This is a genomic window from Sorangium sp. So ce385 (assembly GCF_051474135.1).
Taxonomy (GTDB): domain Bacteria; phylum Myxococcota_A; class Polyangia; order Polyangiales; family Polyangiaceae; genus Sorangium; species Sorangium cellulosum_D.
In genome coordinates this window covers 1,900,059-1,920,481 of record NZ_CP150337.1, presented here as the reverse complement: position 1 = coordinate 1,920,481, position 20,423 = coordinate 1,900,059, and the positions used below count along the sequence as shown (strand labels likewise).

Annotated in this window: 18 protein-coding genes; 7 read left to right on the top strand and 11 right to left on the bottom strand. The window is 72.8% G+C overall.

Translation table 11 applies throughout. The annotated features are described in order from the left end of the window. Window positions 1–66: 66 nt before the first annotated feature. The 4 genes from WME83_RS07055 to WME83_RS07040 all read right to left on the bottom strand — a co-directional run bounded on the left by WME83_RS07055 (window position 67) and on the right by WME83_RS07040 (window position 5,084). Complete coding sequence (locus WME83_RS07055) at window positions 67–519, bottom strand: M3 family metallopeptidase (protein WP_437318484.1); 453 nt, start codon at window positions 517–519, stop codon at window positions 67–69. Between the two features lie 137 nt (window positions 520–656). Further along, a complete protein-coding gene (locus tag WME83_RS07050) occupies window positions 657–1,331 on the bottom strand; it encodes a hypothetical protein (RefSeq protein ID WP_437318483.1) in 675 nt (224 codons plus the stop codon). 84 nt (window positions 1,332–1,415) lie between these two features. Continuing rightward, window positions 1,416–1,877, bottom strand: a complete 462-nt coding sequence (locus tag WME83_RS07045; RefSeq protein WP_437318482.1) for a hypothetical protein — start codon at window positions 1,875–1,877, stop codon at window positions 1,416–1,418. A 201-nt stretch (window positions 1,878–2,078) separates the two neighbouring features. Beyond that, window positions 2,079–5,084, bottom strand: coding sequence for a CHAT domain-containing tetratricopeptide repeat protein (locus WME83_RS07040; RefSeq protein ID WP_437318481.1), 3,006 nt, complete (start codon window positions 5,082–5,084; stop codon window positions 2,079–2,081). A gap of 102 nt (window positions 5,085–5,186) precedes the next feature. Between WME83_RS07040 and WME83_RS07035 the strand changes: the two genes are divergently transcribed. After that, window positions 5,187–6,572, top strand: a complete 1,386-nt coding sequence (locus tag WME83_RS07035; protein WP_437318480.1) for a sigma 54-interacting transcriptional regulator — start codon at window positions 5,187–5,189, stop codon at window positions 6,570–6,572. Window positions 6,573–6,622: 50 nt separating this feature from the next. Beyond that, window positions 6,623–10,246: a serine/threonine-protein kinase gene (locus WME83_RS07030; RefSeq protein ID WP_437318479.1), complete on the top strand. Its 3,624-nt coding sequence runs from the start codon at window positions 6,623–6,625 to the stop codon at window positions 10,244–10,246. Between the two features lie 123 nt (window positions 10,247–10,369). Here the strand turns inward: WME83_RS07030 and WME83_RS07025 are convergent, their stop codons facing one another. From WME83_RS07025 to WME83_RS07005, 5 genes are all read right to left on the bottom strand, one after another. After that, complete coding sequence (locus WME83_RS07025; RefSeq protein WP_437318478.1) at window positions 10,370–10,759, bottom strand: hypothetical protein; 390 nt, start codon at window positions 10,757–10,759, stop codon at window positions 10,370–10,372. A gap of 344 nt (window positions 10,760–11,103) precedes the next feature. Further along, window positions 11,104–11,586, bottom strand: a complete 483-nt coding sequence (locus WME83_RS07020) for a double zinc ribbon domain-containing protein (protein ID WP_437318477.1) — start codon at window positions 11,584–11,586, stop codon at window positions 11,104–11,106. A gap of 53 nt (window positions 11,587–11,639) precedes the next feature. Next, window positions 11,640–11,765, bottom strand: coding sequence for a hypothetical protein (locus WME83_RS07015; RefSeq protein WP_437318476.1), 126 nt, complete (start codon window positions 11,763–11,765; stop codon window positions 11,640–11,642). 181 nt (window positions 11,766–11,946) lie between these two features. Beyond that, a complete protein-coding gene (locus WME83_RS07010) occupies window positions 11,947–12,471 on the bottom strand; it encodes an SRPBCC family protein (RefSeq protein WP_437318475.1) in 525 nt (174 codons plus the stop codon). Then, a complete protein-coding gene (locus tag WME83_RS07005) occupies window positions 12,458–12,814 on the bottom strand; it encodes an ArsR/SmtB family transcription factor (RefSeq protein ID WP_437318474.1) in 357 nt (118 codons plus the stop codon). The genes WME83_RS07010 and WME83_RS07005 overlap by 14 nt, the downstream gene beginning before the upstream one ends. A 53-nt stretch (window positions 12,815–12,867) precedes the next feature. Between WME83_RS07005 and WME83_RS07000 the strand changes: the two genes are divergently transcribed. The 3 genes from WME83_RS07000 (at window position 12,868) to WME83_RS06990 (ending at window position 15,991) form a co-directional block, all read left to right on the top strand. Beyond that, window positions 12,868–13,158 carry a hypothetical protein gene (locus WME83_RS07000; protein ID WP_437318473.1) on the top strand — a complete coding sequence of 97 codons (291 nt, stop codon included), beginning with the start codon at window positions 12,868–12,870 and terminating at the stop codon, window positions 13,156–13,158. Between the two features lie 104 nt (window positions 13,159–13,262). Continuing rightward, complete coding sequence (locus tag WME83_RS06995; protein ID WP_437318472.1) at window positions 13,263–14,093, top strand: alpha/beta fold hydrolase; 831 nt, start codon at window positions 13,263–13,265, stop codon at window positions 14,091–14,093. 770 nt (window positions 14,094–14,863) lie between these two features. Then, complete coding sequence (locus WME83_RS06990; RefSeq protein ID WP_437318471.1) at window positions 14,864–15,991, top strand: DUF3500 domain-containing protein; 1,128 nt, start codon at window positions 14,864–14,866, stop codon at window positions 15,989–15,991. Here the strand turns inward: WME83_RS06990 and WME83_RS06985 are convergent. Further along, on the bottom strand, window positions 15,988–16,173 hold the full coding sequence (locus tag WME83_RS06985; protein WP_437318470.1) for a hypothetical protein: 186 nt from the start codon (window positions 16,171–16,173) through the stop codon (window positions 15,988–15,990). The genes WME83_RS06990 and WME83_RS06985 overlap by 4 nt on opposite strands. 364 nt (window positions 16,174–16,537) lie before the next feature. On the opposite strand from WME83_RS06985, the gene WME83_RS06980 reads away from it, so the two are divergent. Together WME83_RS06980 and WME83_RS06975 are read left to right on the top strand one after the other, a co-directional pair. After that, window positions 16,538–17,005, top strand: a complete 468-nt coding sequence (locus WME83_RS06980) for a hypothetical protein (protein WP_437318469.1) — start codon at window positions 16,538–16,540, stop codon at window positions 17,003–17,005. Between the two features lie 956 nt (window positions 17,006–17,961). Further along, window positions 17,962–19,281 carry a peptidylglycine alpha-amidating monooxygenase gene (locus tag WME83_RS06975; RefSeq protein WP_437318468.1) on the top strand — a complete coding sequence of 440 codons (1,320 nt, stop codon included), beginning with the start codon at window positions 17,962–17,964 and terminating at the stop codon, window positions 19,279–19,281. A 551-nt stretch (window positions 19,282–19,832) separates the two neighbouring features. Here WME83_RS06975 and WME83_RS06970 read toward each other — a convergent pair. Further along, a complete protein-coding gene (locus tag WME83_RS06970; RefSeq protein WP_437318467.1) occupies window positions 19,833–20,402 on the bottom strand; it encodes a dihydrofolate reductase family protein in 570 nt (189 codons plus the stop codon). Window positions 20,403–20,423: the final 21 nt, after the last annotated feature.

Below are 20,423 nucleotides of genomic sequence, written 5' to 3'. Positions count from 1 at the left end.
GACGGAGCGCGCGCCCGCATTCACCTCGACGACGCCGCGCGTCGAGGCTTCCCCCCGCGGTGAGGATCACTCCTCGCGGATGTAGGCGATGTACGGATCGGCGCTGGTCGCCCGCCCGAGGAAGCGCTCGACCATCGTCTCCTCGTCGTCGCCGGCGCCCTTCGAAAGCACCTCGTCCCGCCGCGCCGCCGCGGTCGTCGGGTTGAGGCGCCCCTCCTTCTTGAAGCGCGTCAGCACGTCGCGGGAGAGCGCGAGCGCCCACTGGTAGCTGTAGTAGCCCGCGTCGTAGCCGACAAGGTGGCCGAAGCTCGAGTGGAAGTGCGTGCCTCTGATGTGCACGAACGAGTCGTTCGCGTTCTGCACCTCCTCGAAGACCTTGGTGGTGTCGAAGCCCGGCGCGCGCGTGTGGGACTCCTCATCGAGCGTCGTGAAGACGAGCTGCCGCTGCGTTTCCAGCGCCTCGCCGAAGGAGAGCATGGCCTGCTCGGCGCTCTCGGTATTCTCTTCGGAGACATCCACGGGCTCGGGATCCTGCGTGTCCGCGACTCAGCCTACCGCGACGGTGGCGGCGAGCGACGCGAAGGAGGACACGAGCACGATCTCGCGCCGATCGCCGGCGCCGCCGCCGGCGAACGTGGCGGGCGGCGCCGGTCGGGTCACAGCGGCATCGGCAGCTCCTCGTCCTCGCGCGCGAGGTAGGACACGACCACCACCTTGCCGGTGTCCGGATCGCTCACGGGCATCGCGAAGAACCCGCCGTTCCAGGGCCTCTTCTGCGGATCCATGAACGCCTCCTGCATGAACTGCTGCATCTGCGCCATGTCGTCGTGCTCCGTCTCGATGCGGCACATCGAGCTGCGGCACTCCAGCGTGCGCAGCGACGATCGCTCGGGGAGGGCCGAGCTCAGCCTCTCGCGCGCCGTCTGGCTCGCGCGCGCGGTCCACTGCGCGTCGGTCCCCTGCTGCGCGAACACGTCCTGGATTCGCGCGCTCACCGCGGCCATATCGACCGGGCGCGGCTCGGCCGGCGCGGGGCTCTCGCCCTCCTCGTCGTCGGGCTGCCCCGCCGTTTCGGCCTCCTCCCCGGACGCAGGCCGCGGCGCGTCGTTCGGCCGGGCGGCGGCCTCCAGACGGCGCTCCAGCCGCCGCACCGACTCGGCGCTCGCGGCGCCGCCGCGCGCCTCCTCCAGGTCGCGCGAGAGCTCGCCCACCTCGGCGCGCATGCGCGCGAGCTCGGCCTCCTGGCGCTTTTGGCGCCGCCACTCGAGGACGAACATCGTCACGGCGCCGATCACCGCGAGCGCGGTGAGAACCTGCCCTATCCGCTTCATGCCCATGACTCCCTTCATTGCGCGGCCAGCCGGCCCGAGCAAAGCCGCGGGAGCCCCCCGCTCCCGCGGCGCACGCCGTCGATCTCAGTAGCGGACCTGGTTCACCTGCCCGCCGGGGCCGACGTAGCATGCGACGTAGGCCGCGCCGTCGGGGTAGAAGAACGCGCCGGGCAGCACGATGTCCTGCCGCGAGCCGAACGCGGGCAGGTTCTGGTATTGGCCTCCCCAGTATCCCCCCGACGCCCTGTCGATCCCGAACGACGCGCACTGCACAAGCCCGGTCGCGTTGGGCGCGTACGCGGTGACGGTCGCGTTCAAGTAGTTGTTGAAGGGCCCCGGATCCATGCTCACGGGGATGATCAGGAGCTTCGTGGTGCTGCAGTTGTTGACCGTGCTGCCGTAGATCTCGCCGAAGCACCCCGCGTCGGCGGGGTTCTGGGCGCGCCCGAGGAAACCGACGGAGCTGCGGGCCGCGGCGGGCAGCGTGATGGCGCCGAGGGCGAGGGCGGAGGCGACGACGAGGGTGCTTTTCACGAGACGGTTCATGGCGAATCTCCTTTGATGGTTGTCGAGTCCGTCGCAATGTCGTGACGCCGGACTCGACAGACTCGCCAAACTCTTCAGCACGCGCCGGGCCAAGGGCGCAGTCCGCCGATCTCCGCGGTATTCGCAGGGCGGTGCGACAGCTCGGGGGCACCCCGCGCCCCGCCGTCCCCCGTCGGCGCGACAGCGCGGGGGCACCAGGGCTCAGCCGGCTTTCGCGGAGCGCCTCGCCGCCCTCGAGCCGGCGCGTCGCCGACGGGCGGCCGCGGCGAGGCCGGCGGCGACGCCAGCGGCGAGGTCGAGCCGCGGCGCGCCGCCGGCCGCTCCGCCCTGGACCTCGCAGGCGCACCCCCTCGGTCCTGGCCGCACCGGCTCCACCGGGTCGGTTCGCGGCTTCGGGACGGCGCTCAGGGGCGGACCTCCGCGGAGCGGGCCGCCGTTCCCGGACACGATGAACGCTGCCCAGTAGAACGGGTGCGCGGTGTCCGGTTGCCCCTGCAGCGACAGCTGGGCCTCCCGCAGCGCGCCGCTGCGCGCTCGCCCGGAGACCAGCCGGTCGTAATAGGCCGTCATCAGGTGGCGCGTGGCCTGGTCGCCGATGCGCCAGAGGCTCATCACCTGGGTCTCCGCCCCCGCGATGACCAGCGCGCGGCGGAGCCCTTGCACCCCCTCGCCATGGCTCGGCTCACCGACGCCCGTGTCGCACGCGGAGAGCACGACGAGCTGCGTACCGGACAGGTCGAGCCCGGAGACCTCGGCCGCCGTCAGCACGCCGTCGTCGCCGCCGCTCTCGCGGAGGTTCGCGCCCGCGAACGCCAGCCCCGAGCGCAGGAGGGCGCTGTCCACCTCGGACACGGACGCGGCCACGGCCGCGCGAGCGACCGCATCGAGCCCGTGGCGGGCAGGCGCCTGCGCCGGCGCAGAGGCCGCGGGCAGGAAGAAGCCGTGGGTCGCGATGTGGAGGATGCGCGGCCTGGCGAGGCCCTTCACGGCGCCCTCGGTCGCGCTCGCGCCCGTGAGCACCCGCGCGCCCGTGAGCTTCGCGCCGACCTCGGCCGCCTCCTTCGCGGTGCCCGGGAGCGGCAGGAACCTGAGCCTCGACAGGTCGACGCCGCGCGGCGCCTGGCAATCCCAGCTGCAGGGCTCCTTGCCGGGAGGCGGCGCCGGCGCGCCGCCGTCGAAGGCCGGATCGGCGATCACGACGAGCTCCTGCCCCGGCGCGGCGGGCGCCGTGAGCCGGAGGAGATCGCGTCCGGTGGTGAGGTACGTGATCTCGTAGCGCTCCAGCAGGTATCTCTGATCCTCGTCGATGAGCGCGCCGAAGGGCAGCAGGCCGAGCGCGCCGTCGGGGCTGATCAGGAGCTTCCGGGCCGGGCCAAGGAGCGGGCGCACCTTGGCCATGAGCTGGGCGTCCAGGCCGCGCGCCAGGCGCGTGGGGTCCCGCGACGGGTCGGACAGGGCGCGGCGCAGCTCCTCCACGGCCGCGTCGATCGCCTTCACCTCGCCGAGATCGGCGAAGGCGGGCCCTCCCTTCCGTCGAAGAACGTAGGCGACGTAACGGGGCTCGCCCAGCCGGTCGCGTTGCGTGGCCCGGGGCTGGTAGGGCCGGTAGGCGAAGAGCTCGATCAGCGCCGCGTCCTCCGGGATCGCCGCCTGCACCTCGGCGAGGAGCACGGGGCGCTGCTCCGCCCGGAAGGCGGCGCTCCGCCGGCTCACCTCGGCCTCGACGCCCTCCCGCTCCTCCTCGAGCGCCTGCACGCGCGCGCGCTGCCCGGCGGGGTCGCGGTACGCGCGGGCGCTCAGCTCGGCGTCGATCTCACCGAGCCGGTCGAGCAGGGCCTGATCCTGCCTGGTCATGCTCCTGCGCAGGCTGGCCAGGCTGTCCGCCGTCGCGTCGAGGGCGCGCGCCTTGCGGCGGAGGACGGTCGTGAGCGCGAGCGCCGCCGCTTCGCCGTTCTTCGGGGCGGAGATCGCGTGGAGCGAGATCGCCGCGCTCGTCGAGGGCTCGAGCCTGCCGAGGAAGGCGCGCTTCTCTCGCTCGGCGCCGCTGGTGAGCAGGCGCGTGAGGTGCCGATCCTCGGCGGAGACGGCGGCGAGCCGCAGGTTCAGGGCCTCCCGCAGCTTGCCCTGGGCGAGGGCGAGCCCCTCGAGGGCGCCCGCGCACTCGGCGACGCGCGGGTGCTCGGGTCCCAGGGCCTGCTGGAGGAGGGAGAGCGCGCGCCGGAACGTCGCTTCGGCGCGGCCGTACAGCTTCCTGTCCCGGTACAGCGCGGCGAGGTGAGCCAGGGGCTCGGCGACGTCGGGGTGCGCCGGCCCGAGCTCCTTCTCACGGATCGCGAGCGCCCGCAGGAAGAGCGGCTCGGCGCGCGCGTCGTCCCCCATGTCCTGGTAGAGGAGCGCCTGGTGGTCGAGGCACGTGGCCAGGGAGAGCGCCGGCCCGCCGCTCCATCTCTCCAGGATGCCCACGGCGCGCCGAAAGAGCGCTTCGGCTCGGGGATGGGCTCCCTGGAGCCGGTAGACCTCCGCGAGGTTGTCCAGCGCCACGCCGAGCTCGTGGTCGTCGAGCTTCGCCCCTTCGCTCCTGTCCTTGGCGTTCTCCTTCTCTCGTGCCGCGAGGAGGCGCTCGTAGAGCAACGCGGCCCTGTCGAGATCCCCCTGGGCCTTGGCCAGGGCCGCCAGCCCGCCGAGCGCGTCGTCGCCGCTGTTCCCGACCAGCACGTGGTCGGCCAGGAGGCGCCGGTAGAGCGCTTCCGCGCGCCGGAAGTCGCCCATGTCGCGGTACACGAGCGCGAGGGCCCCCAGCTCGGGGAAGAGCAGATCGCCCGGGGTGCGATCCCGCTCCAGGAGGGCGAGGACGCGCTCCAGCAGGGACGCTGCCTTGTGGTACTCCGCGACCCTCCGGTAATGGCTCGCCGCCCAGATCGCGGCGAGCGAGGTCTGGGGGTGCTCCGGCCCGAGCGCGCGCTGGCGCAGCTCGAGGAGCCGCTCGGCGGCGGAGAGCGCCTCGAAGTACCTCCCCTGCGCCGTCATCTCCCAGAGCTCGTGGTCCAGGGCGCCGTCCAGCCGCTCGTCCTCGGGCGACGGCAGCGCCGTCCTCGGCGGTACCCACAGGGGCTGGGACTGCGCCTCGACCGGGGCCGGGGCCATCACCGCCGTGCAGAGCGCGGCGAGCGCGCCGGCGAGCCACGGTGTCCATCGCGTCCTGGCCATGAGGCTGCGGAGGATAACCCGCTGCCTGTGATCGCGTCGCGGCCGCGGGGGCCGCGGGCGATCCCCAGGCTGGGGGATGCGCTTCCCGCCTATACTCACGCCGTGGCACAGGAGCTCACCCAGCCGCTGGAGCGCGACGGCAGCGCGTTCAGGCTCCCCTCACGCAAGATCCGCGTCGAGGTCGTGCACGGTCCGGATCGGGGGCTCGTCGCGGAGCTCCCGGGGCCGGAGGCGCGCGTCGGCCTCGGGCGGGAATGCGATCTCGTCCTCAAGGACCCCACGGTCAGCCGCCTGCACCTCGTCGTGCGCGTCGAGGGCGAGCGCATCCGCGTGATCGACGCCGGCAGCCGCAACGGCACGGCGGTCGACGGCGTGGAGGTGCGGGACGCCTACGCCCGCCCCGACGCGGCGATCTCGATCGGCGGCACCACGATGCGGCTGCGCATGCTGAGCGACGTCGTCGAGCTGCCGCTCTCCCAGCGCGAGCGCTTCGGCGGCATGCTCGGGCGCAGCGTGGCCATGCGCCGGCTGTTCGCGGTGCTGGAGCGGGTCGCGGCCACGGACGCCACCGTGCTCGTCGAGGGCGAGACCGGCACGGGCAAGGAGCTCGTCGCCGAGGCGGTGCACGAGGAGAGCCCGCGCCAGGGCGGGGCGTTCGTGGTCTTCGACTGCTCGGCGGTGAGCGCCACCCTGATCGAGAGCGAGCTGTTCGGCCACGTGCGGGGCGCCTTCACGGGCGCGTTCGCCGATCGCCCCGGCGCCTTCGAGGCGGCGGACGGCGGCACCCTGTTCCTCGACGAGATCGGCGAGCTGCCGCTCGATCTCCAGCCCAAGCTCCTGCGCGCCCTCGAGCGCCGCGAGGTGAGGCGGGTGGGGGCGAACGTGCCGCGGCGGGTCGACGTGCGCATCGTCGCCGCCACGAACCGGAACCTCGCCCGCGAGGTGGAGCGCGGGAAGTTCCGCGAGGATCTCTACTACCGCCTCGCGGTCATCCAGGTCGCGCTGCCGCCGCTCCGCGAGCGGCAGGGCGACATCCCGCATCTCGTGCGCCACTTCGAGCAGGAGCTGCGCCCCCGTTCCGGCTCGCCCCCGCCGCTCTCCGAGGAGGTGGTGGCGGGGCTCGCGTCGCGCTCGTGGCCTGGCAACGTCCGCGAGCTGCGCAACGCGGTGGCCCGGGCGCTCTCGCTGGGCGCCGCCGGCGGCGCGGGCGGTCGTCCGGCGCACGCGGCGGCGCTCGCGCTCGATTCACGCGCGCTCGGCGAGCCCGCGGTGGACCTGAACGAGCCGCTGCTCGCGGGCCGCGAGCGCGTGGCCGAGGCGTACGAGAAGGCGTACCTGGACGCCGCGCTCCGGCAGACGGGCGGCAACGTGTCGCGCGCGGCGGAGCTCGCGCGGGTGAACCGCAAATTCGTCCAGCGCGCCATGAAGCGCCACGGCCTGCGCGGGGACGCAGAGGGAAGCGGCGAGGGCGGGGACGCGGCCGGGTAGGGTCGCCCGCGCGGACGGCTCGACTCGCGCTAGCATCGCACCCGGCCCGGATGCCGTCCCCCGCCTCCTCCGCCGCGTCCGTTTACCTCCAGCGCCCCGACGCGGAGCGCTGGCTCGGCCCCTTCCGGCTGATCCGCCAGCTGGGGCGCGGCGGCTTCGCCCCCGTGTGGCTGGCCGAGGAGATCTACGACGGCCGCAAGCTCCGCGACGCCGCGGTCAAGCTCTTCTTCCTGCCGGACGGCATCGCCCCGGCCTCGCCCGCGGCCGCGTCCTGGCGCGACGCCATCCTCGACGAGGCGCGCGCCCTCTGCCGGGTCGAGCACCCCAACATCGTCCGCTTCTACGCCCTGCACCGCGACGACGCCTGGGGCGCGGTCGGGCTCGCCATGGAGCACGTCGCCGGCCTCAGCCTCGATCGCCGCCTGGAGCAGGCCGGGTGCCTGAGCCCTCGAGACGCCGCCGAGGCCGCGCTGGCCGTCGCCTGGGCGCTCTCCGCCGTTCACGGCGCTGGCCTCGTGCACCACGACGTCAAGCCGAGCAACATCGTCGAGCGCGCGGCGGCGCCGGAGCCGCCGTCCGCAGGCCGAGGCTCCGCGGCGCGCCCCGCCTACAAGCTCATCGACTTCGGCATCGTCGTCGACGACCCCTCCCTCGTGCCCGCGGGCGCGGCCGATCGGCCGGTCTTCGGCTCCCCCGGTTACATGGCGCCGGAGCGGCTCCTCGGGGGCGCCGCCTCGCCCGGCACCGACCTCTACGCCCTCGGCGCCACGCTCTTCCGCCTGTGCACCGGCATGCTCCCGGTCGACGCGGTGGGCGGGCTGGAGGCCCTCCTCGACCAGCGGCGCCCGCCCCGGCTCGACGCGCTCTTGCCGCCCGGCGCGCCCGAGCTCGAGCCGCTCGCGCGCCTCACCGCGCTCCTGCTCGATCCGGATCCCGGCGCGCGCCCGCGCCACGCCGAGTGGGTCGCGCGCGAGCTCGAGCGGGCGCTCGCCTTGTCCACGAGCGACCGCCCGCCGCCGACGATCCGCGTCGGGCGCGGCTCCCCGGGCGCGGAGCCCGCCCGGCGCGACCTGCCGACCGCCGACCTGCCGCACGACGTCACCCTCCCCGCCGCGCCGGGCGCTGTCCGGACGAGCGAGGCCGGAGGCCCGCCCGAGCCCTGCCCGCACGCCGCGCTGGTCGGCCGCAGCGACGCCCTCGAGGTGCTCGCCCGCCTCGCCGCGGAGGTGCGGGAGGGCGCCGTCCGCGCCGCGGTGATCACAGGCCCGCTCGGCATCGGCCGCACCCGGCTGCTCGCCGCTGCCGTCGAGCGCGCCGGCATCGGCGACGACCGCGTGCTCCGCGCCGCCTGCTCACCGGAGCGGAAGAGCCCCCTCCGGCCGCTGCTCCGCGCCCTGGAGGCGCTCCCGCCCGAGGCCGCCTCCGCGTTCGGCCTGCTGCAGGACACCATCGAGCGGGCGCTGTCGCCGAGCGTGCTCCCGGGCGCGCCGGACGCGGCCGCCGCGATGGAAGCCGTCGAGGACGCCTTGCTCTGGGCGAGCGTCGAGGCGCCGGTGCTGCTCGCCATCGACGACCTCCAGTGGGCCGACGCGCCCACCCTCATCCTGCTGCGGCTCGTGCTCGAGCGCGTCGGCGCGCGCGCAGGTGCGGCGAGCGCCCGCCCCGGCGCGTCGCCGCGCCTCCTCGTCCTCGCGGCCGCGCGCGACGAGCCGAACCCTCCGCCGCCGCTGCGCGCCCTGCTCGCCGAGGTGCGCGGGCGCACCCGCCCCGGCGCCCGGCACGTCGCCCTGGGCCCGCTCGGCGACGAGGACGCCGCCCGCCTCGCCCAGGCCACGCTCCCCGTCGCGCCCGCGCTCGAGCGCGCGGTGGTGCGCGGCGCGGGCGGCGTGCCCTTCTTCATCGTTCACGCGCTCGTCGCCTGGCGCGAGACGGGCGCGCTCGTCCACCGCGCCGGCGTCTGGGACGTCGCGGCGCCGGACGCCCTCGACCGCGGCGTCCCCGGCGTCGCCGACCTCGTGTCCGCGCGCCTCGCCGGCTACCTCGATCCGGCGAGCGGCGCCGGGCGGCTCGCCCTGCGCGCGCTGGCCGCGGTCGCGCTCTATGGCGGCGGCCTCGGCGCCGACGTGCTCGCCGAGGTGATCGACAGCGACGATGACGCGCTGGAGGTCGCGTTGCTCGCCCTCGTCGATGCGGGCATCCTCGTCGCCGCGAGCGACGGGCAGGGGCACGGCTTCGCCCAGGAGATGGTGCGCCAGGCCGTGCTCAACCTCGCGCGGCCGCGGCCCTGGCTGCGCCGCCTGCACCGCGCGCTGCTCGACGCCATCGCGCGCGGCCCCACCGCCGCCGCGGACGCCGCGTTCCTCGCCACGGGCTACGAGCGCCTGGGCGCGGCCCCGGAGGCGCGGCGCTGGCTCCGCCGGGCCATGGAGGCCGCGCTGGCCTCGGGCCTGTTCGTCGAGGCGGTGGAGTTCGGCGACCGCCTCGCCGCGCTCGCCGAGGACCCGGACGATCGCGCCGCCTTCGAGATCGAGGCGGTGCGCGCCCTCCTGCGCGGCAGGAAGCTCGAGGAGGCCCGGCGGCGGCTCGACGCGCTCGACGCGCGCGCGGCGGTGTTCCCCGCGCGCTGCGCGGCGGTGTCGCTGCTCCGCCGGCTCTGCCGGCTGGAGGTGGCGCGGGGGCTGCGCGAGGAGGGCTACGACGATCCGGTGCTGCTCGCCGACGCCGACGCCCAGCCCGACCTGGCGCTCCGCTGCGAGGCGCGCATGGCGCTCGCCGGCGTCGCCGCGCCGGAGCGGGCCCTCGCGCTCGCGGGCGAGGCGGTGGCGCTCGCGTCGCGCGCCGGCGCCGCGCTGGAGTTCGGGGCGCGCGTGCTGCGCTTCGAGCTGAACTACGCCTCGAACCACCGCGACCTCGCGCTGGCCGAGGAGGACCTCACGCGCGCGCTCACCATCGCGACCGCGCTCGGGTCGAGCTGGCACCGGCTGCACATCGAGGCTGATCTCGCGGTGCTCGAGGCGGAGCGCGGCCGGCTCGGCGCCGCGATCGACCGGCTTGGCCGCCTCGCCGCGCGGGCCGAGGCGGAGGGCATGCGCGGCCAGCTCCGCCTCGTGCTCACGAACCTCGCCGCCTTCCTGCTGCGGGACGGTCGCGCGGCCGAGGCGGCGGAGACGGCCGGCCGCACGGCCGAGCTCGCGGCCGAGGCGGGGGATCCGGCGCTGCGCGCGAGCGCGCTGTCGCTGCGCGCGGACGCGCTCCGCCGCACCGGCGATCTCGCCGGCGCGCTCTCGGCCGCCGACGAGGCCGAGGCGCTGCAGCGCGCCCACCGCGACCGTCGCCAGGCGCTCACGCTGCTGCGGCGCGCGGAGATCCTGGCCCTGGCCGGCCGCTCCGCCGAGGCGCTCGCCGACGCCCGGGCGGCCCGCGAGGTCGCCGAGGCGCGAGGCGACCGCGACCTCGCCCTCGGGGCGCGGCTCTGGGAGCTGCTCTTCGTGGCGCGGCGGGGCGAGGTCGGGGCCGAGGCCATCGAGGCGGCGATCGCGGAGACGGCTGGATCGGGCGTGACGTTGCGCCCGCTCACGCTGGGGCTGATGGACGAGGCGCGCGCGTGGGTCGCTGCGACGCGGAGGGTGTTGGAGCCGACGCTCCCGTCCGAGCCGGCGCCGGCGTCGGGGTGAGGCCGCGGCCGCGCCGCCCTCGGCGCCCGGCCTCTCCGGCCCCTGGCGCTCACGGTCGCAGGCGCTGTCGTTCGCCCGCGCGCCGGACGGCGCCGATCTCGGCCTGCCCGGGGCGCGCGCGGGTCACTTCGACGGCGTCAATGGTGGCGTCGGGATCGACGTCGGCGCTGGCGTCGGGACGAACGTCGGCGCCGGGCGCGGGTCGCGCACCGGCTCTTCCGGGCGCTGGTCGACGATCACGCCGCGATCCTGGATGCATTTCTGCTTGGGGCCGCTCCAGATGCAGCCCGGCGGGCAGACCGGCGGGTCGCCTGTCGGCTGCTTGTCCGAGCAGAGATCCTCCTCCTCGGAGGCCTCGCGGGAGTTCTGCGCGGCCTCCGGCCCCGCATTCCCGGGCGTCTCGGCGGACGATGCCCCCGTCGGGGTCTCGACGGGCTGTGGCGGTGCGCTCGAACAAGCGGCGGCCGCGAGGGCGAGGGACGAGAGGAGCATCGGGATCAGGCTTCGGCGCATGAGATCTCTCCGCGGATAAGCAGGTGGAAGGCTGCCCGCGGCCGGGGCTCCGGCGCGGGTGGTGTCGCCGTTGTGTCGCACCAGGCACCCTCCTGGCAACGGGCATTCCACCGCCCGACAGGGCACCGGGCGTCCCGCGCCGCCGCCCCGACGCGAGGAGAGGCCGCGGGCGAGGCGGGGGGCATCACGCCAGCGAGGCGTCCGCGACGTCGCCCCTGCGGGTTCCCGCGCCTGAGAGGCGCCCTCCCGCTGCGACGTAGCTCATCCTGTCGGCGAAGCGGGCGGTCCAGGCGCCCATCACGGGCGACCTTGCATGGCTTCACAACGCGGGCGGGCGCGATCGATCAACGATACGGTCCCTGGCGCGGCGCCTCACCATCGAGCACCGACACGTCCACGTGCTCGTCGAGCCCCTCGAGCTCCTTCACGTGCCACTCGACCAGCATGCAGCCCGCGCAGATGTACGCCTCGAGCTTGCCGACCCTCCGGCTGCTCCAGACGCTCGGCTTCGCGATGGCGAGCTCGCTCCGCCCGTCGGCGTCCGCGTCGAGGACCTTGGGCGCGTGGAGGATCTTCCTCGCGCCGCATGCGGGGCAGCGGAGCTCGTCGCGCATCGACGCGGATCGCCGCTCGAGCAGCGCCTTGACCTCGCGCTCGAGCCGCCCCACCCGCTCCTCGAGGGAGCGCTCCGCCGGCGCGCTCGCGGCGTGGGGATCGGTGACGGGATCCGCCACGGGCGCGCTCGCGGCGCGGGGGAGCCGGGCGCCGCAGTCCGGGCAGAAGACATGGGCCTCCGGGTTCGAGCGGCCGCACGCGGGGCAGTCCATGCCGACAGGATACCGGCGATTTCCCGCGGAGCGAACGGCAGGAAGGCCCGAACTCACGCCACCAGGATCTCCACGGCCACGAGCCGGTCCTCGCGTGTCCCGTCACCGACCTGCCCGTACGGGGTCCAGCCCCAGCGCCACGTCGCGCCCTCCGCGCGCTCGCCGCCCTTGAGATCCACTCGAACGAACGCGGTGACGACGCGTGCATTTGCAGAGAATCCCGCCCGAGCTCCGCGCCCTCTTCGCGCGCGTGTCGAGGCGGCGGCCCTCGTGCGCCTCGCGCCGCCCGCGTGAACGCGCAGCGCCGAGAAGGAGGACCGCGCTCGTCGCGCTCCCCGGCGCCCCTCCCGCGCGATGGCTTCAGGACGATCGCGCCGTCGTACCAAGCGTGACGAGAAGCTCATCGAGCTGCTCGAACGTCTCGCCCATCCCGCTGTACGCGCCCGAGGCCAGGGCGGCGTCGCGCGCTTGCTTCGATCGATAGAGCTCGTGCAGCACCTGCAGCGTCTTGCCGCCTTTTTCCTCGAGGGTCACGGTCGTGACGGCGCCATCGTCGCCCGCTTCGTCGTTCGTCCACACGATGCGCGAATGCGGTGTCACTTCGAGGTACGTGCCGAAGAACGCCATCGGCTGCGCGGCGTCGTGACCAAAGACCAGGCGGTAGCTGCCGCCGGCGCGAATATCCGCTTCGTAGGAAAGGAGAGGCACGGGCATCGACTTCGGTATCCACCACCGCCTGAACAGCTCCGGCGTGGTCCACGCCTGGAACACGATGCGCGCCGGGGCATCGAAGGTCCGTGTGACGACGATCTCGCGATCGGACCTCGGTTCCACCGTCGTGCGATGACTCGTCAATTTGGGCTCACTCTCTTTACTTGCGTCCATCGACGTTCTCCTTTCGTTTCAGCTCCTCGATGACCTTGTCCAGCTCGTCGAAGCGTGCGGCCCAGAGCTGGCGGTAACTCTCGATCCACGCCGTCTCTTCGTCGAGCTGGCGCGGGCCGAGCTTGCAGGTACGCACGCGGCCGACCTTCTCGGTGGTGACGAGCCCGGCCCGCTCGAGGACGCCGACGTGCTTCTTCATGCCCGTGAGGGTCATGTGAAACTTCTCGGCGAGGTCCGTGATCGAAGCGTCGGCTCGTCCGAGCTGCTCCAGAACGCCGCGCCGGGTCGCGTCGGAAAGCGCGGCGAAGGAAGCATCGAGGCGGGCACTCGAATACTGAACCATGTGGTTCAGTATGTAACGCGCGCGTCGGCGTCGTGCAAGAGGAGATCGAGCGCGTGCTCCGTCGCGAGCCGACTTTCGCGGGCAAGAACGACCGCGGCGCCAAGCTGCGCGCCACCTGGGAGGCGACCGGCAAGGCGGCGCCGTTCGTCGTGGCCGAGCTGACGACCGACGTCACGCTCGTCGGCGGCACGCTGCCCGACCCGGGCGGGGCGGGCGGCTCACCCCAAGGCGGGGGGGCGGGGCGGCGTGCGCAGGCGACGACCCTCTCGCCGCGATGCTGCACGGCGACGCCATGGCGGAACTGCGGACGCCACGGGGGGATGTGCCCCGAATCCCCTCCCTGAAGTGCCGTGGCCGAGCTCTGCTGAGGGCGATCCACGCCGCCTGCCGGGCCCTTCCGTCCCCAACCCTCTCCGCAGCCTGGCCGGAAGCGTCGTTTGCGCTAACCATGGCCGACATGGCCGACCTCTTTTTTACCCCGTCGGGCGTCCGGCTGCGTCGTCACTCGAGCCGCCCAGGAGACCTCAACTGGCTGTTCCTGCCGGGAGGACCCGGCATCGGCTCGGAAAGCCTCGAAGGGCTCGCCGACATCCTGGATGTGCCGGGGGCCACCTGGCTCGTCGATCTGCCTGGAGACGGCTCGAACCGCGACCCTCCTGGGAGCCTCGCGATTCCTTTTGATGCCTGGCCCCAGGTCGTGGCCGAGGCTGCCAGGGCGCTCCCGAACGTCGTGTTCGCCGGACATTCGACCGGCGGCATGTATCTGCTTTCGACGCCCGACCTGGAGCCGCACCTCGAGGCCCTGGCGCTTCTGGACACCGCGCCGGACGCCCTCTGGCATCCTCGCTTCGTGGAGATGACCCAGGCGAATCCGTTGCCCGACGTCGAGGCGGCGACTGCGATCTATGAAGCGGATCCGCGTGACGAGAACATCGCCGCGATTGCGGTGGCGTCCGCGGAATGGAACTTCACCCCGGCCGGGCTTTCGGCGGGACGCGAGCTCCTCGCGAGGATGCCCTACAACAGCGCGGCGGTCGCGTGGTCGGAGGCGAACTTCGACCACGTCTACCGGGCCTCGTGGTGGCCGACTCGAATGCCGGTCCTTCGATTGGCCGGCTCGGACGATCGGATTGTCTGGCAAGGCGGTTGGGGCGACCCGAGGTTCCAGACGCCCAACGTAATCGAGCGCGTTATCGAGGGCGCTGGGCACTTCCCCTGGATCGAGAATCCCCAGGCTGTGCGAGCGGCCTTCGCCGAACTGGCGCTCCGCGCCGCCTGAGCCTCCTCCGACGGCAGGGCCTTTCAGATGACGCAACGGAGCTCGATCATCGTGTCGTAACAGCCGAGGCCGCTGCCGCTCGGATCCGGCTTCGGCCCATCGTTCACCGCGTCGAGGCAAAAACAGGTCCTATTCGACGACGTTTGTCCGCTTGGTGAGCGAAGCCGCCGCCCAAGGGGCGCCCGAGACCCAGGCCGCCGCGCTGCTGGGGCTGAGCGCCCGCATCCTGCAGCGCTGGCGCGCTCAAGAGACCGGCGACGACCGGCGCCTCGGGCCGAGGAGCAGGCCGCACAACCAGCTCAGCGACCACGAGCGCAAGGTCCTGCTCGCCACGGTCAACACGCCCCGGTTCCGGGACTTGTCGCCCAGCCGGATCGTGCCCTCGGCCGCGGGCCGCTCGACAGCGGCCGACGCGGCGGCGGAGGGTGGCCCGTTGGGCCCGCGTTGGGCCACGTCGGAGCCACCCTCGGCGGCGAAACGGCCGGAAGCCTACGTAATCGTTGTGCTTTGTGGCGATCGCTCCTCTCCGACCGGGAATTCCTGGCGGGATTTCCGACACGCCGACGTAGGCTACGCGCATGCGGAGCATCGCCGGGCGCGCCGCGGGCGCGGACGCAGCGGGACATCGCCTCGCCAGCCCGGGCGACGGCACGATCGCGCGGGCCGGCGCGGCTCCGCGCGCGCTCCGGTCGCCCTGCCCCCGCCTGTCCGGGCCGGGCTCACGGATTGCGGCTACCCTCGTGCTGGCGATGACGACCTCCTGCAACAGCATGCGACCCCAGGAAGCCCCGCCCGGCGAGCCCGCGGCCGCGCCGGGCAGCCCGCCCGCGCCGGCCCAGCAGGCCGCCGAGCCGGGCCCCCTGCCCGCCCTGCCCGCGCCGCCCGCGCCCGCGGGGCCTCCGGGCGCGGCGCCTCCGCCGGGCGGCGCCGCGGGGCGCGCCACGGCCGCGGCGATCGCGGCCTCCGCGCGCGCCTTCCTGGACGGCCTCGACGGCGAGGCGCGCGGCCGGGCGCTGCTCGCGTTCCAGAGCCGCGAGCGCGAGGACTGGCATTACATCCCGCGCCGCCGCGCCGGCCTCGCGCTCGGCGACATGGACGGCGGCGAGCGCGGCGCGGCGCACGCGCTGCTCCGGGCCGGCCTCAGCCCGGAGGGATACCGCAAGGTGGAGGGCGTCCTGCTGCTCGAGGGCATCCTCGGGGGCATCGAGGGCAACCCGGCGTTCCGCGACCCGGGCCGTTACCACCTCGCCCTCTTCGGCCAGCCCGGGCCCGAGGCCCCGTGGGGCTTTCGCTTCGAGGGACACCACATCTCGCTCAACTTCACCTCCGCGGGAGGCGGCGTGGCCACCACCCCGGCGTTCCTGGGCGCCAACCCGGCCGAGGTGCCCTCGGGCCCCCGGAAGGGCCTGCGCGTGCTCACGGCCGAGGAGGATCTCGGCCGCGCCTTCCTGGCCTCCCTCACCCCCGCGCAGCGCCAGCGCGCCGTGATCGCCGCCACGGCGCCGCCCGACCTCGTGACCGAGGCCTCCCGTCGGGCCGCGCTGGCGAGCGTCGAGGGCCTGCCCGCGGCCGAGATGACCCCGGCCCAGCGCGCCGCGCTGCTGCGCCTCCTGGAGGCCTATGCCCGCAACTTCCCGGCCGACATCGCCGACGGGCACCTCGACCGCATCGCGCGCGCCGGCGTGGAGCGCCTGCACTTCGCCTGGGCGGGCAGCGCCTCGCCGAAGCAGTCGCATTATTACCGGATCCACGGCCCCACCCACCTCATCGAATACGACAACCGCGGCGGCGACCACATCCACACCGTGTTCCGCGACCTGCAGGACGACTTCGGCGACAGCCTGCTCGCGCGGCACCTCCAGGAGGGCCACGGCGCCCCGGCCCGCGGTCGGCCTTAGCTCCTCGCGTCAGAAATCCCACCAGAGAAACCGGTCGATGACGCGCGGCCGCCGGAAACAGCAGCGATTAGCACGTGCGTGCCGCGGGCGATCTCGATCGGGCCGTTCTCGGCGGTGACGTCGACCCGGGGGAAGTTGACGGCGAGCTGGAACGCAGGCGTCTCTTTCCCGGTCTCGGGCAAGTGCTGTTCCGATGCCACGACCACGGCCCAACAAGCGCCTGCTGCCGACCGCGCTTCGCGCGGCGGCAGAATCTGGCGTTCGGCGAGCGGAGGTCATGCCAGGGGGGACCAAGGGAGGCGCCTGCATGCACGGACGAGGCGTCGTTCGCTGCGGTCTGGGACCGACCCGGGATCCATCCCGACCGGCCGCGCCGCAGGACGAAAAGAGCCGCAAGGAGGGATCCGAGCTGGACATACGAGCGCCGGGCTCGATGGTTCGCTTGGAGCCGGCCGGATTGGGCAGGCGAGGACATCGCCGAGGGCACCACCCGTCGTCGCGGCCGGCGCACTGCTGATGGATAGGGGGAGAAATATGGATACGACGATGAAGACGATGCGCAGCGTGCTCCTCGCTCATCTCGCGGCAATCACCGTCGCGGCCGTCTCGGGGTGCTTCGCGGGGGACGCCGTGTCCGCTGGAGACGAGCGCCCGAGCATCGGGACCGCTGTTTCGGCTTGGAGGAGTTACAAAGGCGATAGTAAAGTCACTGTGAGGCACTGGGGCGCGTTCAACATGTCTTTCCGGGTCAACTGCGTCAACCCCGACGGCACGTGGAAGCATAGCCCATATTCGGCCAATTTCGCGGGCGGCTTTGGTATTAGCAAGACCATCGAGCTGACCGGGTTGGGGATCGTGGACGGCGCAAACTGCTGGGTCACGGCCGACATCTCGGGGGGCTCGAGTAACCACGAGTCCGGGGACAACTTTACCTACAAGGCGAGTGGCGGCACCGCTAACTACGAGATGAGGGGGGGGACCCTTACCCCGAGCTGGAGCCTCGTCGGCGATTGAGTCCTCCGTCCCGCGCGACCTTCGCGCGGGCTACGGCATCGGCAGCAGACCTCGGACGACGCGGCCCAGAAGGCGCTCGAGCGAGGATCTCACGGCATCTCCCGGAGCGAGCGACGACATGCGGTCGGCGGTTCTCGATGAACCTCCGACCGCCGCCCGTGTCATGCAGAAGACGACGCGATCGGCGGTCTTTGGGATCGCACGCGCGATCACCCGACGCCGACCGCCACAAGGGCAGGCGAGGACATCTTCGAGGTACACGCGGCGAAGCAAACGGGCCCAGTCGAGACGCGCGCCGACGACCTGCACCACGCCGCTGCCGAGGCTGGTCCTGCCTGGGCTCGAGCGCGGCACGTCGCCCTCCTCGGGCACCTCGTCACGCCTCGCGCCCCCATCGACGAGGATCGCCGCCGCGTTGCCGTCCTCCTTCTCCTTGCCCTTGCGCCTCTTCCGCTTCGGGGCGTCGTGGGCTGCCTTCGCCTCCGCAACGCCTCCGCGGCCGTACACCACGACGGCGGCGCGCCACGGCGCGTTCGGCCCGAGCACGCCGCTGAGCCTCAGTAGCGGGCTCGGGCGCGCCCCGTAGATGGATCCCCGCGCGCGACCCTGGTCCGCAGCCGAGCTTTGACCAGACGGCACCGCGCCTCCTGGCGCGCGAGCGCCTCGATACCTTCCGCGTGAGCGCACCGTTGAACGATCTCAGAGCGGGCGGGCACTCACCGAAGTAGCACCGACGCCAGGTCGCCGGCCCGTCCGTAGACCTGGGTCGCCGGTGCTCTCACGCGCCAAGTCTCCCGCTGTTCTCGGGAGCTCGCGGCGCGCGTTCTTCTTCCACCCAATTCGACGGCGTTTTTTTTCAGTATCTCGGTCTTCGACCGCCCTTCCGAAAAGCTGCAGATCAGCGCTCGATACCATCGAACGCCGATTCAGGTCGCACTTTTTCCCGAGGAGCTCGCATGAATCGTAGTCGTTATTTGTTCTCGGCGCTGTCCTTCCTATCCGCTCTCGTGTTCGTCGCGTGCAGCGACGCCGAGAAGGGCAGCAGCGGCTCATCCGGCTCCGGGCCGGAGAACGGCAACGCGGAAGCGCTGCCGTGCGACGTCGACAAGATCCTCTCCACGAAGTGCCAGACCTGTCACGGGGCGTCCCCGAAGTTCGGCGCGCCGTTCCCGCTGGTCGACCGGAGCGATCTGGTCGCGCCCGCGGTGAGCGATCCCAACAAGAAGGTCTACGAGCTCGTCGCCGCACGCGCCCGCGACACCGCGCGCCCCATGCCTCCGCCCCCAACCGAGCGCCTGACCGCCGCGGAGCTCGCGATCTTCGATCGATGGATCGCCGCCGGCATGCCGGCCGGTAAAGACACGTGCGTCGACCCGGGCGGCGGCGGAACCATCGACCCGCCGACCCTGAGCTGCACACCGGATGTCCTGCTAGCGCCGTCCGCGCCTTACGTCATGCCGAAGGACGTCCAGGACCAGTATATGTGTTATGGGGTCGATGTAGAGATCGGCCAGAAACGACACCTCGTCGGGGTCGTGCCCCGCATCGACAACAGCACCATTGTACACCATATCCTGCTCTTCAAGGCGGATGAGGCGTCTCCCTCGACGCCCACGCCGTGCAATGGGGGCGACATCATGGGGGCTCTTTTGGCCGTCTGGGCGCCCGGCGGCAAGGCCACGGAGCTGCCGCTAGAGGCGGGCTTCCCGCTGGAAGGCACGGCACACTTCACAATCCAGGTGCACTACAGCAACATCAAGGGCCTCGACGGGCAGCAAGACAGCACCGGCTTCGACGTCTGCACGACGACGGAGCTCCGCCCCAACGACGCCGGCATCTTCGCGTTCGGCACAGAAGACATCAACATCCCGCCTCACGGCTCGCTCGACGTGAGCTGCGATTACCAGTTCCCGCGGGATATGGGGGAGCTTTCGGTAATCAGTGTTATGCCGCACATGCACGTCCTCGGCAAGCACCTGTCGAGCAGCACGGTGCCCACGGACGGCAGCGAGCCGAGCAACCTGGGGCTCGCCGATCCGTGGAACTTCGACAACCAGATCTGGTACGATAACGATACCATCCTTCGAGGCGGCGACACCGTGAGGACGCGTTGCGCGTGGGACAACCCGGGCAACAGTGCCGTGGAATTCGGGGAGCGGACGCAGGATGAGATGTGTTATAATTTCGTGATGTACTATCCGTCTCAAGAGCTAGAGTCAAAGGTGGGGGACTTGACTTCTCCGACGGAAGACGTGTCCTGTGTGACGACAAAATAGACCAGCTCGTGCAAGACGCGCGGCCTGTGCCCAAGCGGAGGCGCGCGCCGTTCGGTGAGAGCGCTCGTGAGCCTGGCGAACAGGAGCACCGCGCGCGCCGCCGGGCGCCTTCGAGGGTCTCTTCGATCCGCGCGCCACCCCGAACGGCCGGGTCGATCGCTTCGCTTTCAGCGAGCGGATAGGACAAGCAAACGCGTTCCGCAAAGTCAAGATTCTCGGAGCCGTTCCTGACTCGTGCAGTTCGACTGTACGAGCTCATCGACAGAACGGGCCTTATGCGATCAGGCAGGTCTTCCACGCCTGAAACGCCTGGGATTACCGCGACGTAGCACCAAGCGGAAGGCATCCTACCGTATAGCTGTACCCTGCTGAGCTCGTCCAAACGGCTATCAGCTCCGGCGCGCTGCTCGCCCTTACACGCCTTCCCCGTCGCCTTCGGTACCACGACGCTGCGTTGCTTCGCATGCGGCGCGAGCACACCGTGGCAGCGCACCAGCGGATGGCGCGGCGGCGGCACCAGCGCGGCGAGCTTTTGGGCCTTCCGGCGCGCGTCACCTCGGCTCGTACGTCGCGACGATGTTGCCGTTCTGGAAGGTGCGCTCGGAGACGCGGCGGAGCGCGATGGCGCGGTCGAGGCCCTCGAAGAGGGTGCGGCCGGCGCCGAGCAGGATCGGCACGATGACGAACGTGTAGCCGTCGATGAGCCCGGCCCGCGCGAGCTGCGCCACGATCGTGCCGCTCCCCATCACCAGGATCGGCTCGCCGCTGCCCTGCTTCATCGCGGCGACCCGCTCCACCAGGTCGCCGCGGAGCAGGGAGGCGTTCGTCCAGCCGACCTGCTCGAGCGTGCGCGAGACGACGAGCTTCTCCAGGCGGGCCATGCCCTCGGCGACCTCGGGCATCTGCTGGCGCGCGGCCTCGGTGGTCCAGAAGCCCGCCATCAGCTCGTAGGTCTTGCGGCCGAAGAGCAGCGTGCCCCGGCCGCCCTTCGCGTTCTCGGCGGAGAAGCGCGCCCACTCGGGATCCCCCGCGGAGGACGCGTGAGCCCAGCTCATGTCGCCCCGCGCATCGACGAAGTAGCCGTCCAGCGAGACGTTCTCGAACACCGTCAGCTTTCTCATCGCAACCTCCCCGCGCGACCT

What these genes read in the sequence shown, in the direction of transcription:
- WME83_RS07050 (WP_437318483.1), bottom strand. Translation starts at nt 1,331, where the DNA reads ATGAAGCGGATAGGGCAGGTTCTCACCGCGCTCGCGGTGATCGGCGCC.
- WME83_RS07045 (WP_437318482.1), bottom strand. Translation starts at nt 1,877, where the DNA reads ATGAACCGTCTCGTGAAAAGCACCCTCGTCGTCGCCTCCGCCCTCGCC.
- WME83_RS07040 (WP_437318481.1), bottom strand. Translation starts at nt 5,084, where the DNA reads ATGGCCAGGACGCGATGGACACCGTGGCTCGCCGGCGCGCTCGCCGCG.
- WME83_RS07030 (WP_437318479.1), top strand. Translation starts at nt 6,623, where the DNA reads ATGCCGTCCCCCGCCTCCTCCGCCGCGTCCGTTTACCTCCAGCGCCCC.
- WME83_RS07025 (WP_437318478.1), bottom strand. Translation starts at nt 10,759, where the DNA reads ATGCGCCGAAGCCTGATCCCGATGCTCCTCTCGTCCCTCGCCCTCGCG.
- WME83_RS07020 (WP_437318477.1), bottom strand. Translation starts at nt 11,586, where the DNA reads ATGGACTGCCCCGCGTGCGGCCGCTCGAACCCGGAGGCCCATGTCTTC.
- WME83_RS07010 (WP_437318475.1), bottom strand. Translation starts at nt 12,471, where the DNA reads ATGGACGCAAGTAAAGAGAGTGAGCCCAAATTGACGAGTCATCGCACG.
- WME83_RS07005 (WP_437318474.1), bottom strand. Translation starts at nt 12,814, where the DNA reads ATGGTTCAGTATTCGAGTGCCCGCCTCGATGCTTCCTTCGCCGCGCTT.
- WME83_RS06995 (WP_437318472.1), top strand. Translation starts at nt 13,263, where the DNA reads ATGGCCGACATGGCCGACCTCTTTTTTACCCCGTCGGGCGTCCGGCTG.
- WME83_RS06990 (WP_437318471.1), top strand. Translation starts at nt 14,864, where the DNA reads ATGCGACCCCAGGAAGCCCCGCCCGGCGAGCCCGCGGCCGCGCCGGGC.
- WME83_RS06980 (WP_437318469.1), top strand. Translation starts at nt 16,538, where the DNA reads ATGAAGACGATGCGCAGCGTGCTCCTCGCTCATCTCGCGGCAATCACC.
- WME83_RS06975 (WP_437318468.1), top strand. Translation starts at nt 17,962, where the DNA reads ATGAATCGTAGTCGTTATTTGTTCTCGGCGCTGTCCTTCCTATCCGCT.
- WME83_RS06970 (WP_437318467.1), bottom strand. Translation starts at nt 20,402, where the DNA reads ATGAGAAAGCTGACGGTGTTCGAGAACGTCTCGCTGGACGGCTACTTC.